The sequence below is a fragment of the Roseospira marina genome, from assembly GCF_014197855.1.
GTDB lineage: Bacteria > Pseudomonadota > Alphaproteobacteria > Rhodospirillales > Rhodospirillaceae > Rhodospira > Rhodospira marina.
This window is the reverse complement of sequence record NZ_JACIGJ010000008.1, coordinates 135,305-152,388: the sequence shown is the minus strand read 5'-3', so window position 1 is coordinate 152,388 and position 17,084 is coordinate 135,305. Positions and strand designations below refer to the sequence as shown.

At 68.8% G+C, this 17,084-nt stretch carries 16 protein-coding genes; 4 read left to right on the top strand and 12 right to left on the bottom strand.

What is annotated here, in order from left to right; all coding sequences use genetic code 11:
• Positions 1-11: 11 nt before the first annotated feature.
• From trmB to fsa, 6 genes are all read right to left on the bottom strand, one after another.
• Complete coding sequence (gene trmB / locus GGD82_RS12415; protein ID WP_150062440.1) at positions 12-776, bottom strand: tRNA (guanosine(46)-N7)-methyltransferase TrmB; 765 nt, start codon at positions 774-776, stop codon at positions 12-14.
• Between the two features lie 92 nt (positions 777-868).
• Positions 869-1,297, bottom strand: coding sequence for an iron response transcriptional regulator IrrA (gene irrA / locus GGD82_RS12410; protein WP_150062441.1), 429 nt, complete (start codon positions 1,295-1,297; stop codon positions 869-871).
• Between the two features lie 91 nt (positions 1,298-1,388).
• Positions 1,389-2,786, bottom strand: coding sequence for an NAD(P)H-dependent flavin oxidoreductase (locus GGD82_RS12405; RefSeq protein ID WP_150062442.1), 1,398 nt, complete (start codon positions 2,784-2,786; stop codon positions 1,389-1,391).
• 122 nt (positions 2,787-2,908) lie between these two features.
• The gene (ugpQ, locus tag GGD82_RS12400; protein ID WP_150062443.1) at positions 2,909-3,673 is read right to left on the bottom strand and encodes a glycerophosphodiester phosphodiesterase; all 765 of its coding nucleotides are present in this window, start codon (positions 3,671-3,673) and stop codon (positions 2,909-2,911) included.
• Between the two features lie 98 nt (positions 3,674-3,771).
• The gene (locus GGD82_RS12395) at positions 3,772-4,383 is read right to left on the bottom strand and encodes a 2-hydroxychromene-2-carboxylate isomerase (protein WP_150062444.1); all 612 of its coding nucleotides are present in this window, start codon (positions 4,381-4,383) and stop codon (positions 3,772-3,774) included.
• A gap of 101 nt (positions 4,384-4,484) precedes the next feature.
• On the bottom strand, positions 4,485-5,147 hold the full coding sequence (gene fsa, locus GGD82_RS12390) for a fructose-6-phosphate aldolase (protein ID WP_150062445.1): 663 nt from the start codon (positions 5,145-5,147) through the stop codon (positions 4,485-4,487).
• A gap of 87 nt (positions 5,148-5,234) precedes the next feature.
• Between fsa and GGD82_RS12385 the strand changes: the two genes are divergently transcribed.
• The 4 genes from GGD82_RS12385 to mtnA all read left to right on the top strand — a co-directional run bounded on the left by GGD82_RS12385 (position 5,235) and on the right by mtnA (position 11,101).
• Positions 5,235-7,502: a primosomal protein N' gene (locus tag GGD82_RS12385; RefSeq protein ID WP_150062446.1), complete on the top strand. Its 2,268-nt coding sequence runs from the start codon at positions 5,235-5,237 to the stop codon at positions 7,500-7,502.
• A 152-nt stretch (positions 7,503-7,654) separates the two neighbouring features.
• Positions 7,655-8,914, top strand: a complete 1,260-nt coding sequence (locus GGD82_RS12380) for a sensor histidine kinase (protein WP_170284283.1) — start codon at positions 7,655-7,657, stop codon at positions 8,912-8,914.
• A 113-nt stretch (positions 8,915-9,027) separates the two neighbouring features.
• Positions 9,028-9,912, top strand: a complete 885-nt coding sequence (locus tag GGD82_RS12375) for an S-methyl-5'-thioadenosine phosphorylase (protein WP_150062448.1) — start codon at positions 9,028-9,030, stop codon at positions 9,910-9,912.
• Between the two features lie 82 nt (positions 9,913-9,994).
• Entirely contained in the window at positions 9,995-11,101 is a 1,107-nt protein-coding gene (gene mtnA / locus GGD82_RS12370; RefSeq protein WP_150062449.1) for an S-methyl-5-thioribose-1-phosphate isomerase, read from the top strand.
• A gap of 52 nt (positions 11,102-11,153) precedes the next feature.
• On the opposite strand, the gene GGD82_RS12365 is transcribed toward mtnA, so the two are convergent.
• From GGD82_RS12365 to GGD82_RS12340, 6 genes are all read right to left on the bottom strand, one after another.
• Positions 11,154-12,728, bottom strand: a complete 1,575-nt coding sequence (locus GGD82_RS12365; protein ID WP_150062450.1) for a hypothetical protein — start codon at positions 12,726-12,728, stop codon at positions 11,154-11,156.
• A 327-nt stretch (positions 12,729-13,055) separates the two neighbouring features.
• Positions 13,056-13,445, bottom strand: coding sequence for a hypothetical protein (locus GGD82_RS12360; RefSeq protein ID WP_150062451.1), 390 nt, complete (start codon positions 13,443-13,445; stop codon positions 13,056-13,058).
• Between the two features lie 74 nt (positions 13,446-13,519).
• Positions 13,520-14,896 carry a TrpB-like pyridoxal phosphate-dependent enzyme gene (locus GGD82_RS12355; protein WP_150062452.1) on the bottom strand — a complete coding sequence of 459 codons (1,377 nt, stop codon included), beginning with the start codon at positions 14,894-14,896 and terminating at the stop codon, positions 13,520-13,522.
• A 69-nt stretch (positions 14,897-14,965) separates the two neighbouring features.
• Positions 14,966-15,664, bottom strand: coding sequence for an N-acetylmuramoyl-L-alanine amidase (locus GGD82_RS12350; RefSeq protein WP_150062453.1), 699 nt, complete (start codon positions 15,662-15,664; stop codon positions 14,966-14,968).
• A 48-nt stretch (positions 15,665-15,712) separates the two neighbouring features.
• Positions 15,713-16,024, bottom strand: coding sequence for a hypothetical protein (locus GGD82_RS12345; protein ID WP_150062454.1), 312 nt, complete (start codon positions 16,022-16,024; stop codon positions 15,713-15,715).
• A 51-nt stretch (positions 16,025-16,075) separates the two neighbouring features.
• Positions 16,076-16,213: a hypothetical protein gene (locus GGD82_RS12340; RefSeq protein WP_170284284.1), complete on the bottom strand. Its 138-nt coding sequence runs from the start codon at positions 16,211-16,213 to the stop codon at positions 16,076-16,078.
• Positions 16,214-17,084: the final 871 nt, after the last annotated feature.

The window sequence follows — 17,084 nt, the reverse complement described above, 5'->3', positions numbered from 1 at the left end:
GGTTCCGGTGCTCAGGTTCCGGTGCGCGGCCGCCGGATGAAGTCGAGGTAGACCGGCCTGCGGCCCTGCTCCAACGCCTTCGCCTCGTAACGGGTCGGGGCGTGGTCGGCGGGGGGCTGGCGCCAGTCGTCGGCCCGCTGGGCCGCCCAGGTGAAGGCCGGGTGGTCGACCGCGTGGCGCAGCGTCCAGCGGATATAGCCCATGTCGTCGCTGGCCACCCGCAGCCGGCCACCGTCCACAAGCAGGCGGCCGAACAGGTCGAGCCGGTGCGGTGCGATCATGCGGCGCTTGGCGTGGCGGCTTTTCGGCCAGGGGTCTGGGAACAGCACGAAGATGCGGTCCAGGCCGGCGTCGGGCAGGTGCTCCAGAACCGGCCGTATGTCGTCCGGATAGACCCGCACGTTGGTCAGCCCGGCCTCGTCCACGGCCGCGACCAGCTTGGCGATGCCGTATTCGAACACCTCGGCGCCGATCAGGCCCACGTCGGGATGCGCGGCGGCCTGCGCCGCCAGATGCTCGCCGCCGCCGAACCCGATTTCCAGCCACACTGCTTGCACCGGGTCCGGGAACAGCGTGCGGGGGTCCAGCACGGTTTCGGGTGCGGGTGCCGCGAACGCCAGATCGGGCAGGCGACGGTCCATCACGGCCTGACGGCCGGCACGCAGGGGCTTGCCCTTGCGCCGGCCGTAGAACCGGACGTCCTCCGTCCGGACCCCCGTGTCGTCCCGGCCCCCCGTTTCATCGTCGGGGGGGCCAGCGGTCTCGTGTGCATCCATGATGGCGTGGGCCGTGTCTTAAAGGCCGTATTGGGGACCGCGTCTGGGGGCTGCGACCCCCGGAGTCTGGCGACCGCGATCCCCTCCGGGGATTAGGCGACCGAGGCGACGGCCGGCGCGTCTTCCAGCCGCACGATCACGTCCACGCTCTTGATGCTCATGCCGTTGGGCGCGCGCGGCACGGCCGACACGGCAATATCGTCGCCCGGAATGTCCATCAGCTGCCCGCTGGCATCGTGGAAGAAATGATGGTGCGCGCTGGTGTTGGTGTCGAAGTAGGAGCGGCCGGCCTCGACCACGATCTCCCGCAGCAGGCCCACGTCCGTGAACTGGTGCAGGGTGTTGTACACCGTCGCCAGGGACACCCGAACGCCCGCGCCGATCACCTCCGAATGCAGCATCTCAGCGGTCACATGGCGGTCGCCGCTGTCGAACAGCAGCCGCGCCAGGGCCAACCGCTGACGGGTGGGCCGCAAGCCGGCGGCCCGAAGGCGCTCCATGGCGGACGGGTGGTGTCTCATGGGTGAAAACTCCCCTCTTCGCTCCCATCCGGCCGCGCCCTCGCTTCGCGGGCCGGATCTCGTGCAGTGCGGCTCGTGTGCCGACCGTCGATCAGTCGCCGGTAACGATCCGCTGGACCAGTTCCCGCACGCTCGGCACGCGGCCATTGGCGAAAAACGGGTCGCTGGCGAAGCGGTAGGCATTGTGCCCCGCAAACATCAAATTATTCTCGATATCACCATCATGTGCAACAGACTGCAAGGTTTTCTGGATGCAGAAGGAGCGCGGATCGGCGCGGCGGCCGGTGGATCCGCCCTCGTTCTGGGACCAGTTCGAAAACGCGCAGGCCGACAGGCAGCCCATGCAATCCACCTGATCGCGCAGGATGACGCGGGACTCGTCCGGGGTGACATAGATCAGCGTGTTGTCCGGCGTGCGCAGGGCTTCGGTGTAGCCCTCGGCCATCCAGCCGCGCACCTTCTCCAGCGCGTCCTGGGGCACGTAGACCTGCCGGCCGCGCGCGCCCACCGCCAGTGCGGCGTCATGCGTCTCGTCCGGCTCGCTGGCGTAGGGCACCTGCCGCTCGCTACGGGCTTCCAACTCGCACAGGAAATCGTTGCGGATCGCCGACGAATAGAAGCCGGTCGGGCTGAAGCGGTGCAGAAGCACATCGCCCTTGGCCAGTCGCAGCAGGCGCTGCTTCCAGGTCTCGGGGATCGGGCTTTCCTTGGTCAGCAGGGGTCGGGTGCCGAACTGGAACGCGATCGGGCCGAGTTCCGGGTTGTCGATCCACTCCGCCCATTCGCGCAGGTACCACACACCGCCGGCCATGAAGATCGGCACCTCGGGCGAGCCGGCCTCGCGCATGCTCTTGCGCAGCGCGGCGACACGCGGGTACGGGTCCTCGGGCTTGCGCGGGTCCTCGCTGTTCGACAGGCCGTTGTGGCCGCCGGCCAGCCACGGGTCCTCGTAGACCACGCCGCCCAGCCACTGCGAATACTTGCGATAGGACCGCCGCCACAGCGCGCTGAACGCACGGGCCGACGACACGATCGGGTAGTAATGCACCCGGAACCGGTCCGCGATCTCGGCCAGCCGGTAGGGCATGCCGGCCCCGCAGGTGATGCCGTGGATCAGGCCCTTGGCCCCTTCCATCACGCCCTGCAACACCCGTTCGGCGCCGCCCATCTCCCACAGCACGTTCATGTGCACGCGGCCATTGCCCCCGGCCACGTCATGGGCGATGCGCGCCTGCGCGATCCCACCCCGGATGCCGTAGGCGACCAGTTCCTCGTGGCGCTCGCGGCGGGTCTTGCCCTTGTAGATCTGGCGGATGATGTTGCCGGTCTCGTCGTAACTGTCGGCGTTGACCGCCGAAAACGTACCGACACCGCCGGCCGCCGCCCAGGCGCCCGCGCTAAGGCCGGTGGACACCGCAACGCCCTTGCCGCCTTCCACGACGGGCAGCACGTCCCGACCCGAGATGAACAGGGAATTCAGAGGCTTCACATTGGATCCTTTCGCCAGCTCAGATAGGGGACAGAGCCCCCTCGCGCGTGCGAGGCCGGTCCGACACGGCGGGCCGTGGGTCGAGGATACCCAACAGCCGCGCCCCCCTCAGTGCAGGGCCGTCAGGTCCCGGCCAGGGGCAGCAGAACCTCCGGCCGGTCGGTGAAGATCGCGTGCACGCCCCAATCCCACATGTTCAGGGCCCGCCCCGGATCATTCACGGTATAAACCATGACCCGATAGCCCGCGTCCAGCATCTCTGCCACCGCGGCGGGACCCAGGGGATCCTGCGCGCAATGGATGGACCAGGCCTCGACCTCCTGGGCCGCCGCCCTCCAGTCGTCCGTCAGCGCTTCCACCAGCAGTCCGCGCGGCCATTGCGGCGCGATCTGCCGGGCCGTGTCCAGCGCCACCCGGCTGAAACTTGACATCAGAAGGGGCGGCGCCTCCGTCGGCCACAGCCCACGGGCGACGTCCAGCGCGACCGCGGCGGTCTCCGCCTCGCGTCCCGGGCACGGCTTCAGTTCCATGTTGGCACCCAGGTCCATCTCCACAAGGAGGTCCAGAACCTCCTCCAGCGTGGGCACCAGTTCACCGGCAAAATCCGGGTCGAACCATTTGCCCGCATCCAGATCTCCCAATGCGGCCAAGGGGGTATCGGCCATCGGCCCGGAGCCGTCGGTGGTGCGGTCCAGGGTGTTGTCATGGAACACGACCGGCCGGCCGTCGGCCGTCAGCTTGACGTCGAACTCGACCCAGCGCGCGCCAAGCTCATGGGCGCGGCGAAACGCGGCCAGGGTGTTTTCGGGGGCCGAGGCACAGGCGCCCCGGTGCGCGATGACCCGGGGGACGTGAAAGGGCGAGGTGGCGAGCGGTGTCACAGTCATGCGGGAATGGGTCCGGTCGGTCCGTCGGGGAACGCAGTCCAGGGATCACGCCCACGCGGGGCGGGTCAAGACAAACTCGGTCTCGGGGCCGGTTAGGGTCAGGCGGTGGGGCGCGTCAGGGCCTCAGCTACGAAGTCGAGTCGGTCCTGGCCCCAGAACGGTTCGCCGTCCACGACGTACCAGGGCACGCCGAAACAGCCGGCCGCGCGCGCCGCGTCCGTGTTGGCCTGGAGTTCGGTCGCCCACCGGTCCGCCTGACCCTCGGCCTCGGCCAAGACGGCGGCGGCATCCAGACCCTGCGCCTTCAGCACGCCCTCGATGATCGGCCGGCGGCCGATGTCGCGGTTGTCGAGCCACAGGGCGGCGCCGAACCCGGTGGCCAGGGCAAGGGCGTCGCCGCCCGCGGCCTTCACAGCCAACACACAGGTGGCGGCCAGCCCCTCGTCGCAGGGAAACACGTCGGGATGCTCGACCATGTCGAGCCCATACCACCGTCGCCAGCGGGCCAGTTCATACAGGCGGTAGTCCTGACGCGCCTGCGGTCGCTGGGCCAGTGGCTTGCCGCCCGTCTCCTGGAAAACCCGGCCCAGATTGATCGGTCGCACGTCGACCGTGGCCCCGGCGGTCCGCGCGATTTCGGCCAGTCGGCCCGCCCCCATGAAACACCACGGTGAGTTCAGGAACACGTAGTAGGTCACGGTGCGAGACACGGTGGGGCTCCCTCGGGCAACGGCGCGGCGCAGCGCCGCGCGACGATGCCTAAGGATCTAGACCGATCGGCTCAGAGCGCAAGGACGGCCGTGCGGCCGCCTCACTCTTCCGGAATGGTCTGGCCGGTCTTCTCCCAGTCCGCCAGGAACGCGGCGAGGCCCTTGTCGGTCAGCGGGTGGCCGTACAGCTGGCGCAGCACCTTCGGCGGCAGAGTCACCACGTCGGCGCCCAGGCGGCCGGCCTCGACCACATGGATGGGGTGGCGGATGGAGGCCACCAGCACTTCGGTCGTGAACGCCGGGTAGTTGCTGTAGATCGCCACGATGTCGCCGATCAGGTCCATGCCGTCCTGGCCGATGTCGTCCAGGCGCCCGACGAACGGCGAGATGAAGCTGGCCCCGGCCTTCGCGGCCAGGATCGCCTGGGCGGCGGAGAAACACAGGGTCACATTGACCATCGTGCCTTCGTCCGACAGCGTCTTGCAGGCGCGCAGGCCGTCCGGGGTCAGGGGCAGCTTGATCGTGACGTTGTCGGCGATCTTGCGCAGGGCGCGGCCCTGACGCAGCATGGCCTCGTACTCGGTGGCCACCACCTCGGCGCTCACGGGGCCGGGCACGATGGCGCAGATCTCGGCCACGACATCCACGAAGTTCCGACCCGTCTTGGCGGCGAGGCTGGGGTTGGTGGTGACGCCATCCACGAGGCCGGTGGCGGCCAGATCCTGGATTTCGGCCACGTCGGCCGTATCGACGAAGAACTTCATGGTGTGGGGTTTTCCCTTGGTTCCAACAGGTTGGACGAGCCGCCGCGACCGGAGCCGGGGGCTCGGACACGCGGGCGAGTGTATCCGATGAGCGCGCCGGGCGCCAAACCGTCCGGACCGGCGGCGAACGCATCCCTGTTCGGCGCATCGCGCAGGGTGGCCGTGCGGGTGCCGGTGCCGGTCGATTCCCTCTATGATTACGCTGTGCCGCCGGAGCTTGAACCGCTGGCGGCGGGCGATCTGGTGCGGGTGCCGCTGGGCAAGCGGGTCGAACTGGGCGTGGTCTGGGGCGAGGGGGCGGCCGATGTGCCGGAGACCAAGCTGCGCCCCATTCAGGAGCGTGTCGATGCGCCGCCGATGACCCAGCCCTTGCGGGATCTGGTGGATTGGTGCGCGGCCTACACCCTGGCGCCGGCCGGGCAGGTGCTTCGCATGGCGCTGTCGGTGCCGGAGGCGCTGGACCCGCCTCGGCCCCGCACGGGGTATACGCCCCAGGTCGCCGATCTGGCGGAGACCACGCTGCGTGTGACCGAGGCCCGCCAGAAGGTGCTGGAGGCCGCCCGCCGCTGGCCGCCATCCGAGCCGCCGCCCACTGCCGCCGATCTCGCCCGGCGGGCCGGGGTCGGCGCGGCGGTCATCAAAGGGCTGGCGCAGGGGGGCGCGCTCGCCGCCGTGCCCGTGGTGGAGGACCCGGTGATCGCGGCCCCGGACCCGCACCGGGCCGGCCCGACGCTGTCCCCCGATCAGGCGTATGCGGCGGACGCGCTGCGGGCCTCGGCGCGCGCGGGCTTCTCGGTGACGCTGCTGGAGGGGGTGACCGGCTCCGGCAAGACCGAGGTCTATTTCGAGGCCATCGCCGAGGCCCTGGCCCAGGGTCGTCAGGCGCTGGTGCTGCTGCCCGAGATCGCGTTGACGGCGCGCTGGCCGGACCGCTTCCAGCAGCGCTTCGGCGCCCCGCCCGCGCCCTGGCATTCCGACCTGCCGCGCGCCCAGCGCCGCGACATCTGGCGGGCGGTGGCGTTCGGGCGCGTGCCGGTGGTGGTGGGCGCGCGCTCGGCCCTGTTCCTGCCGTTCCCCGACCTGGGCCTGATCGTGGTCGACGAGGAGCACGACAGCGCGTTCAAGCAGGACGAGGGCGTGCCCTACAACGCCCGCGACATGGCCGTTGTGCGCGCCCGGGCCGGCGACCTGGCGGTCGTGCTGGCCTCCGCCACGCCGTCGCTGGAGACGGTGCTGAACGCGCGCGCCGGGCGCTATGAGCACCTGCCGCTGCCGGAGCGGCACGGCGGCGCCACGCTGCCGGCGCCGGGGCTGGTGGATTTGCGCGCGCACCCGCCGGAGAAGTGGGACCGTCAGGGCGTGCCCGCGCCGTCGTTCCTGGCGCCGCCGCTGCTGGATGCAATGGCGGAGACGCTGCGCAACCGCGAACAGACCCTGCTGTTCCTGAACCGTCGGGGCTATGCGCCGCTGACCCTGTGCCGGGCCTGCGGCCATCGCCTCCAGTGCCCGAACTGCTCCACGTGGCTGGTGGAGCACCGGCACCGCCGGGTGCTGCAATGCCACCATTGTGACTACCGCACCCCGATGCCGGAGCGCTGCCCGTCCTGCGACACGCCGGACTCCCTGGCCCCCTGCGGCCCCGGGGTGGAGCGGTTGGCGGAGGAGGTCGCGGCGCGCTTTCCCCAGGCGCGGCTGGTGGTGGCGGCGTCCGATACGCTGATCGGCCCGACGGCGGCGGCTGAACTGGTGGAGCGCATCGAGCAGGGCGCGGTCGATATCATCGTCGGCACCCAGGTGATGGCCAAGGGCCACCATTTCCCGCTGCTCACCCTGGTGGGTGTGGTCGATGCCGACCTCGGGCTGGCGGGGGGCGACCTGCGGGCGGCGGAGCGGACGTTCCAACTGCTCCACCAGGTCGCGGGCCGCGCCGGCCGGGCGCAGCGTCCGGGGCGTGTGCTGATGCAGACGACGGATCCGGAGCATCCGGTCATGCAGGCTCTGGCCGCCAACGATCCGGAGCGGTTCCTGTCCGTGGAGGCCGAGACCCGACGCGCGCTGATGATGCCGCCGTTCGGCCGGCTGGTGGCGCTGATCGTCTCCGGGCTGGATGAGTCGGCCGTAAGTGCGGCCGGCAAGGCGCTGGCGCGCTGCGCCCCCTCCGCCGAGGACATGGAGGTGCTTGGCCCCGCGCCCGCGCCGCTGGCCGTGCTGCGGCGCCAGCACCGCCACCGCCTGCTGCTGAAGGCCGCCCGCACGGTGCGGGTCCAACCCCTGGTGCGGGACTGGCTGGCGGCGGCCGTTCTCCCCCCGGGCGTCCGGGTCAAGGTGGATGTCGACCCCTACGCATTCTTATGACGCGGGGGGGCGTCGGGCTTATGACGCGGGGGGCGGGCGTGGCCGGTCCCAGGTCTCGCCTTGAAGCCTTGGCGCCTTTCCCGCATTCTCCACCCAGAGAGGGCGGGTCGGCGGCCGCATCGCCGGAGAAGACGCCAAGGAAGCCGAATGCCATGAGCGAGGGTCCGACCGGCTACCAATGTGCCGTTCTTCCCTGGGATGAGGCGGAACGCCTGCGGTCCGTGCAGCGATCCGGGCTGCTCGACAGCGATCCGGAGCCCCAGTTCGACCGGCTGGCGAGTCTGGCCAGGCGCCTGCTGAAGACACCGATCGCGCTGGTGTCCCTGATCGACGCCAAGCGGCAGTATCTGATGGCGCGCCAAGGGCTGGACGTGCGGGAGACGTCGCGCGACGTGGCGTTCTGTGCCCACGCTATTCTGGACGACGATATTTTCGAGGTTCCCGATGCGACGGGCGATCCCCGTTTCGTCGGCAACCCATTGGTGGCCGGTCCGCCGTACATCCGCTACTACGCGGGCAAGCCGCTGGTGGACCGGGAGGGCTATCGGCTGGGTACGCTGTGCGTGATCGACACGGTGCCGCGCGCGCCGCTTACACCGCCGGATCGCACGACGCTGACCGAACTGGCGGCATCCGTGGTCGACCTGATCGAACTCCGCATGGTCGCGCTGACCGCGGAGAGCGAGCGCCAGCGCACCCAGCGCCTGATGGAGATGAAGGACGCTTTTCTGGCGACCATGGCGCATGAATTGCGCACGCCGTTGAACGCGGTGACCGGCTTCGGCCACCTTCTCAAGATGAGTGGGGCGGACACCACGCTGACGGCGAAGCAGCGCGAATACCTGAATCTGATCATCGATTCGGGTGAGTATCTGACCGTGCTGATCTCCGAGACCCTGGAGGCGGAAGCCATCGAATCCGGCAAGAGCGCGCTGCGCTCCGAACCGGTGCCCCTGGACGCGATCCTCGCCAGCACGGTTCGTCTGCTCCGGCCCCTCGCGGACAAGCTGGGCGTCACCCTGACCGTGACGGCGCCTGAGTCCCTGGCCGTGTGGGGCGATCCGTTGCGGCTGCGCCAAGTGTTCATCAACCTCGCCTCCAACGCGGTCAAGTACAACCGGAAAGGCGGCTCTGTGACCCTCGCGGCGCGCGTCCAGGGGGATCGGGTCACCGTCGCCTGCGCCGACACCGGGACCGGCATTGCGCCCGGCGACATCCCGAACCTGTTCCGGGCCTATCACCGCGTGGCGGAAAACCGGGACGGAATCGAAGGCAGCGGCCTCGGCCTGCGTATCACCCGCCAACTGGTGCAGCGGATGGGCGGAACCCTCGACGTCCAGAGCGTCGTGGGCGAGGGCTCCACCTTCACGGTTCATCTGGATCGGGCAACGATGGACGCGGTCGCCGGCTGACCCGCGCCGGCGCCCTGTCTTTCGGCCGGGCCGGCGGGCGAAAAGCCCTTGCCGCGTCCCGTTCGTGCCTTAGGATGCGCCATCATCACCGCATCCCAGGGGAGAGAGAGCACATGGCGGACCAGGGCGGACAACCGGTCATCGGCGTTATCGGCGGATCGGGCCTGTACGATATCGATGGGCTGACCAACACGCGCTGGCAGACGGTGAACTCCCCATGGGGCACGCCCTCCGACCAGCTTCTGTTCGGCGAGTTGGACGGCCAGCCGATGGTGTTCCTGCCCCGGCACGGGCGCGGCCACCGCATTCCGCCGTCGGGCCTGAACTACCGCGCCAACATTGACGTCATGAAGCGCGCCGGGGTGACCGAAATCCTGTCCGTCTCCGCTGTGGGCTCGCTGAAGGCCGACCTGCCGCCCGGCACCTTCGTGATCGTGGACCAGTTCATCGACCGTACCTTTGCCCGCGAAAAGAGCTTCTTCGGCGAGGGACTTGTGGCCCACGTCTCCATGGCGCACCCCACATGCGGGCGCCTGGGTGACGCGGTCGAGGAGTCGTGCCGCGATCTCGGCATTCCGCACCAGCGCGGCGGCACCTATCTCGTGATGGAGGGACCGCAGTTCTCCACCCGCGCCGAAAGCGAGCTGTACCGCGCCTGGGGTTGCGACGTCATCGGCATGACCAACATGCCGGAGGCCAAGTTGGCGCGCGAGGCCGAGATCTGCTACTGCACGGTGGCGATGGTCACGGATTACGACTGCTGGCATCCGGACCACGACGCCGTGACGGTCGAGGCCATCGTGAAGGTGCTGCTGGACAACGCCGACAAGGGCCGCGCGCTGGTCAAGGCGGTGGCGCCGCATCTGTCCGGCCAAACCACGGCCTGCGCCAAGGGCTGCCAGCACGCGCTGGATGCCGCGCTCATCACCCATCCGGACGCGCGCGATCCGGCCCTGATGGCCAAGCTGGACGCCGTCGCCGGCCGGATGCTGGGATAAAACAGATCGCGCCACAACGGAGCGGTGGGCGGATCCGGGATCGCGCCCGCCCGTTCCATGATCGACGGCAGGGGACCTCATCATGAAAGTCAACGGCACGCCCACCCGCACCATCTGGCTGGCCGAGGACGGCCGCACGGTGGAGATCATCGACCAGACGCGCCTGCCGCATCGCTACGAGACCACGCGGCTTGCCTCGCTGGACGATGCCTGCCGGGCGATCAAGGACATGCTGGTGCGGGGCGCGCCCCTGATCGGCGCCACGGCGGCGCACGGGCTGGCGCTGGCGATGCGCGAGGATGCCTCCGACGCGGGCTTGGCCACCGCGTACGAGCGTCTGTTCGCCACCCGCCCCACGGCGATCAACCTGCGCTGGGCGCTGGATGACCTGCGGACCCGTCTCGCGCCGCTGCCCGCCGACCAGCGCGCGGCCGCCGCGCTCGCCCGGGCTGAGGCGATTTGCGACGAGGACGTGGCCCTCAACGCGGCGATCGGGGAGCACGGCCTGGCTGTCTTCCGCGCGCTGTGGGAGCACAAGGGCACGCCCGACCGCTTCAACGTCCTGACCCACTGCAATGCGGGTTGGCTGGCGACGGTGGACTGGGGCACGGCGCTGGCACCGATCTACAAGGCGCACGATGCCGGCATCCCGGTCCATGTGTGGGTGGACGAGACCAGGCCGCGCAATCAGGGCGCCAGCCTGACGGCGTGGGAGCTGAACCAGCACGGCGTGCCGCACACGGTGATCGTGGACAACGCCGGTGGCCACTTCATGCAGCATGGGATGGTCGATGTCTGCATCGTCGGCACCGACCGCACCACCGCGACCGGCGACGTCTGCAACAAGATCGGCACCTATCTGAAGGCGCTGGCCGCGAAGGACAACGGCGTGCCGTTCTATGTGGCGCTGCCCAGTCCGACCATCGACTGGACCGTGCGCGACGGTGTCGCCGAGATCCCCATCGAGGACCGGGGCCCGGGCGAGGTGCAGCGCCTGTGGGGGCGCCTGGACTCGGGCGAGACCGCGTGGATCACCGTGACACCGGAGGGCAGCCCGGCCGCCAACCCGGCGTTCGACGTCACGCCGGCCCGCCTCGTGACCGGTCTGGTGACGGAACGCGGCGTGTGCGACGCCAGCGCGGCCGGTCTCGCCGGCCTGTTCCCCGAGCACGCGGCCGCCGCCGAGTAAGTCCGCCAGCAGCGCACGACACACGCCCACCGCCGGGCGCCTGTTCTTCGGGTCAGGTCCCGGCGGTGAGGGTGCCGAAGAAGTGCGCTGGCACCGTGTTCAGCTTCTTGCGGGACTGCTCGATCCATTTGCCGGTCGGCATGTCCGGCTCGCGTGGGGTCAGCAGGGAGACGGTGGACAGCGGGCCGTATTTCTTCGTGAAGGCGTCCAGCTGCTGGACCTGCATCTGCCGGGTTTTGTCGCTAGCCTCGAAAATGTCCCGGAACACGCCCTGAAGGGTACGGAAGAAATCCTCCATGCCGAAGGTCATGTCCTTCAGAACCTGCTTGCCGGGGCGGTTGACGAACATTTCCGCCGCCTTCATCTGCTCGCCCACGGTTTCCTCGACCCGCCGCATCTTGCGGTTCACGGCGTTGAGGGTAAGCAGCCGGCAGCGGGTTTCCACATAGGACTGAAGCTCCTTGTCGGCGATGTTGCCGGACAGGGTGCGGCCCTGGCGGAAGGCGCTGAAGTGGCTCATCTCGTCGGCGGGCATGCCCTCGACGACGGCCTGCACATGCAGCTTGAGATCCGTGTGGCGGATGTCGCGCAGGGCCCGCGTTTCGCGCATCCACCGGGTGATGAGCCCCGCGGCATCGCCCGCGTCCAGCCCCTCGAACGACATCAGGCGGGCCAGCTTCGCGGCCACCGAGAACGCGGGCTCGGCGAAGTTGGCGAACACCCGCTCGATCTGCTTTTGCTGGCCCTGCGTCTTGGCGAAGGCATACAGGGTGAGCGAGGTTTCCTCTTCCGTCGGCTGGAACTGGATGGCCTGCCCCACCACCGAATAGAGCTGCGAGACCGTGGTCGGGAACATGTCCGGGGTGATGCGGTTCTCGGCCAGGAAGCGCGCGAAGCGCACCTTGCCCTCGTCGCCGGCGGTGCCAAGCTGCGCCTGCACCAGGGCCTGGCTCATGGCGTCGTTGAGGTCGGCGCCCTCGAAATACTGGCCGATGGAGTATTCCGTGATTTCCTTGAACCCGGCCAGCGGGTTGCCGTACTTCACTTTGGGAATACGGGCGCGCCGGATCTCCACCGCGCTTTTGAACGCCTTGCCGGCGGCGCCGACGGCGGGGTTATCCACCTTGCGGATGAAGTCGGTCCCGCCCTTCTCCAGTTGCAGGTAAAGCTGGAGGGCGGTGGTGAACGCCGCCTGCCAGACCGGGTTTTCCGACACCCGCAGCAGCACCAGACGGTCGCGTATTGTCAGCGTGTTCGTTTCCGCGAAACGCAGGAACAGCATGTCCAGGATGCGGAACGCCCACTTGCCCGGCGTATCCTCGGCTCCATAGCCGAAGGTGTCGGTGTTGTTCAGCTTCAGGAACAGAATCAGGGCGTTGCGGACCGGCGCCATCGATTTGGGCAGCGCGATCGTGGGCTTGCCGCCCAGCGCCAGGGTCAGCAGGGCTTCCATCACGCCCACCTGACCGAGCCGCACCACGCCCTTGCTGTCGACCAGCACGCCGGATTGCAGGATGGCCTTGGCATCCACCTGAGAAATCTCGGCCATCAGCGCCGACACGTCTACCGAGTCGAAGCGGCCGAGGAGTTCCAGGACCTTCTTGTTGATCGCCTCTTGCCGGCTCATGGTCCCGTGTCATGTCTGAGCGGAGAAAAAAGAACGGTTTCGCGCGGCATCCGCACGGCATGACGCCGTGTCGGCACCGACAAAGACGTGCCTTCCGGAAGGAGCAGGCGATGAATTGTCAACGATCCGCTGACGGCGGTCAACAGCGCGGCCCGGTCCATCCGTCGTCAATATCGATCACAACAAAACTCCTAAAAGACACGGTTTTTTCATAGGACCGGGCCGCCGCAACTCACGCGGGGACGGGGCGTTTGCTGCCACCGGATGGCGTTTGGCTGCGGGGAGGGCCGGCCGGTCGTCGTCCCGGACCCCCGTTTTGCCACCCCGTCATGGGCGCCTGTCGGGGCACGCCGGCGTATGCAAGGTGACGGCGCCGGGCGGCACCAGCGTCAGCGTCTCGAGCCCACGATAGCCGGCCGCCTCCGCGGGCTGAGACACCACCCCGACGGTGACCTGGGGGACCGCGATGAACAGGACGAGCGCGCCGGCCAGCATCCAGCGGTGGGCGCGCGCCGAGCGGGTCAGGCGGAGCAGCGGCAGGGCGGCCACCGCCGGAAAGCCGGTGAACCAGACCGCGGCGGTGTCGATGGGCACCCAAGGCTCGCAGCGCAGGACGGCGGCGCGCCAGTGCAGGACATCGCTGATACCCCAGGCCGTGGCCAACAGCGCGAGGGTGGTGAAGGTACAGAGCACGGCCAGGGCGGGGCGTCGGCGCATGAGGGCACGTCTCCAAGGGGAGGGGCGCCGCCATACCGGGGCCGAGTTGGCCCGGGCGGCGCCCCGCGCCCCGACTACACCGCCACCTTGGGCAGCGTGTCCAGCGATGCCTGCAACGCCGCGTCATCGAACGGCGTGTCGGTCATCTTGCCCGCGAAGTAGTCCATGTAGGCCTGCATGTCGAAGTGACCGTGGCCGGACAGGTTGAACAGGATGGTTTCCGCCTTGCCCTCGGCCTTGCAGCGCAGGGCCTCGTCCCGCACGGCCTTGATGGCATGCGAGGATTCGGGCGCCGGGACGATGCCCTCGAGGCGGGCGAACTCCACGGCGGCGGCGAAGCATTCCGTCTGCTGGTAGGAGCGCGCCTCCATCAGACCGTGCTCCATGGCCTGGCTGACCATCGGCGCCATGCCGTGGTAGCGCAGCCCGCCCGAGTGGGTGCCCGGGGGCATGAAATTCGAGCCCAGGGTGTGCATCTTCATCAGCGGCGTCAGCTTGCCGGTGTCGCCGAAGTCATAGGCCATCGACCCCTTGGTCAGGGTGGGGCAGGAGGTCGGCTCAACGCCGATGCACCGGACCTTTTTGCCCTTCAGCTTCTCGCGCATATAGGGGAAGGACAGTCCGGCAAAGTTGGAGCCGCCGCCCACGCAGCCGATGACGATATCCGGGTCGGCGTCCGCCATCTCCATCTGAAGCATGGCTTCCTCGCCGATCACCGTCTGGTGCAGGCAGACGTGATTCAGGACGCTGCCGAGGGCGTATTTGGTGTCGTCGCGGCTGAGGGCGAGTTCGACCGCCTCGGAGATCGCGATCCCCAGCGAACCGTTCGACTCGGGGGTGGCTTCCAGGATGGCGCGACCGGCGGCGGTGTTCGGCGACGGGCTGGGGATGCAGGTGGCGCCGTAGGTTTCCATCAGCGCGCGGCGGTACGGCTTCTGATTGTACGAGATCCGCACCATGTAGACTTCGACCGACAGGCCGAACAGGTTGCCCGCGAACGCCAGCGAGCAGCCCCATTGGCCCGCGCCGGTCTCCGTGGTCAGCCGCTTGATGCCGTCCTGCTGGTTGTAGAACGCCTGGGCGACGGCGGAGTTCGGCTTGTGGCTGCCGGCGGGGCTGACGCCTTCGTACTTGAAGAAGATGCGGGCCGGGGTGTCCAGGGCCTTCTCCAGGCGCCGCGCGCGGATCAGCGGCGACGGCCGCCACAGGCGGTAGACCTCCCGGACGGGGGCCGGAATGTCGATATAGCGCTCGGTGCTCGCTTCCTGCTCCAGAACGCCTTTGGGAAACATCGGCGCCAGATCGTCGGGACCCATCGGCTGACCGGTCAACGGATGCCGGGGCGGGGGCATCGGGCCGGGCAGGTCGGCGGCGAGGTTATACCAAGCCTTGGGCAGGTGTTCCTCGGGAAGCAGGTATTTCGTACTCTCGGACGTCGTGCGGTCGGACATGGGGTCGGGGTCCCTCCGGATGGGTGTTGGCCTTACGGCCCGTTTCTTCTACCCCTCCGACACAGCGAATCAAGGCTTGCGCGCACCGAAGGCACGGACCCGGCGGGGCGCGTCAGGAGGGTGGATCGTCCATCGGGCGGGGGCGCCGCGCCCGTTGAGGGCGACGGGGAGGGTTGCGACATCGTCCGGATCGCCGTCGTACAGGGCGTTCAGATAGTGCCCCGCCGCGCGGATCTGAGCCGCCGCCAACCGCCGCTTTCGGGTGTGCGCGGCCGCGCAGTCGCCGGGGTTCGAGCCGAAGAACGGTTCCGTCAGGATGGAGGGTCGCGCGCCCATCTGCGACAGGTTGGCCGCGCCGCGCCCCCCGCTGGCCGCGTGCGGGGTCTTGATGCCTCGGTCGCGGAGGCCCAGCGCCGCCACCGTCGCGGCCTGGATGACCGCGGCGAACCCCTGGGACGCGGGCGTGAGGTAGAGCGTTTCCGTGCCCGTGGCGGCTGGCATGGCGGCGTTGAAATGCAGCTCCAGCGCGGCATCGGCGCCCCACTGGCGGGCGCGGCGATAGGCCCCGACCACGCCGCCGTCATCGCGGGTGAAGATGGACACCGACACGGCGCCGGGGTGGCCAGCGTCGGCGTCGGTGTCCGCGATGGCCTTCATCGTGGTCGCCAGATCGGTGTTCCAGGTGTTCTCGCTCTGCCCGATGGGAGCGACGGCGAACGCGCCGGGCCGCGCCCGGGTGTGTCCGACCACAAGGGCGAGTTTCTTCATCGCGGCCCCTTTTGAGTCGTGTTTTAAGTCTGGGCGGTCTCAGGATGGCTACGGCCCATGCGTTTCCAGCGCGCGGGCGCGGGTCTCGTCCAGCTTGGTCTCGATGCGCAGCAGGTGGGCGGTCAGGCGGGCCTCGACGTCCTTCAAGGTGCTGATCGAGGCATAGGAGCGCGCCACCTCCAGCTTGAAGGCGGTCAGGGCGTCCTTGGTCTGGGCGATGGCGATGTCGGCGCGGCGCTGGGTCTCGGTCAGGCGGTCGTCGGTGTCCCGGCGGTTGCGCCAGACCAGCCAGAACAAGGCGCCCAGCACGGGCACCTCGACCGCCGTGACCCACAGCAGGTGGGACTCGGCGTCAAGCATGGGTGTCTCCGTTGGGGAATGGACAGGAGGAGGGGAGGCGGCGCGGAGCGTCTATGCGTCCAGACCGATCCGTTGGCCGTCGTCGGCCACGGTGCGCAGAAACCGGATGGCATTGTCCATTGCATCGGACTCGGTCATCGCCCAGATCGTCCGGGTTTTTTCGGATCCTTCGGTGTGAATCGTCCCCACGACGTCATCCGGCGGCTCCGGTCGGATCGTCGTGTTCGACTATACCGACTGTATTTTCGGGGCCGCCCGGTCCTTCTTGCGTTAGATATACACCTCGAGCTCTCCGCGAGCGCGCGCGGCTCGGGACCGCCTCAAGAGGGCGGCCTGTGAGTCCCTCTGCGACTGCGACCACGTCTTCGGGTTGCAGCGCTTGATATAGTCCGGCTGCGCGTCTTCTTCCGGCGATAAACAGCGCCGGAGGCGTCGTGCCGCTAAAGCTTTCTCGGAGAGGTCCTGTGTCATCGGTCGGACTCCCTTCGGATCGTTGCCCGCGCGTGTTTGGACGGCCCTGCCGCGGGCTGTCATCCTTAAGTGGCAACTGGCGCAGATCGTCCCCGTTTTCGTGGCCGGCGATCTGTTCCAGGTCGCTCGGGATTCGCTCTAGACAATTATCTCCAGTTCACCGCGCGCGCGTGCCGCTCGTAACATCCTTAACTCTGCGGCGAATGAGTCCCTTTCCGACTGCGACCACGTCCTCGGGTCGCACCGCAGACTCCAGGCCGGTCGCGCTCGGTCTTCCGGCGACAAACGGTGCAGACACGGCGCGCCCTCCAATGTCATGCGTGAGGCGTCTTGTGTCATCCGTCGGACTCCCTGGGGATCGTCGGGGGCGATGGACCGAACCGGTACCTCGTCAATCCGACGCCGTTTCAGTATAACAGAGCGCGGAGATCGCGCAAAGGTGATGCCGCGAAACGACGGAGGCACCGGAATGCCCAGTCCAAATAAGCCCCATGGTTTGTGGGAGACTGACAACGGCCGCGGTGTGTTTCGGTTCTGTTTTGTTCGCGACGCGACCATTGTTGCCATTTTGGACGCGGGCTCCGTTGAC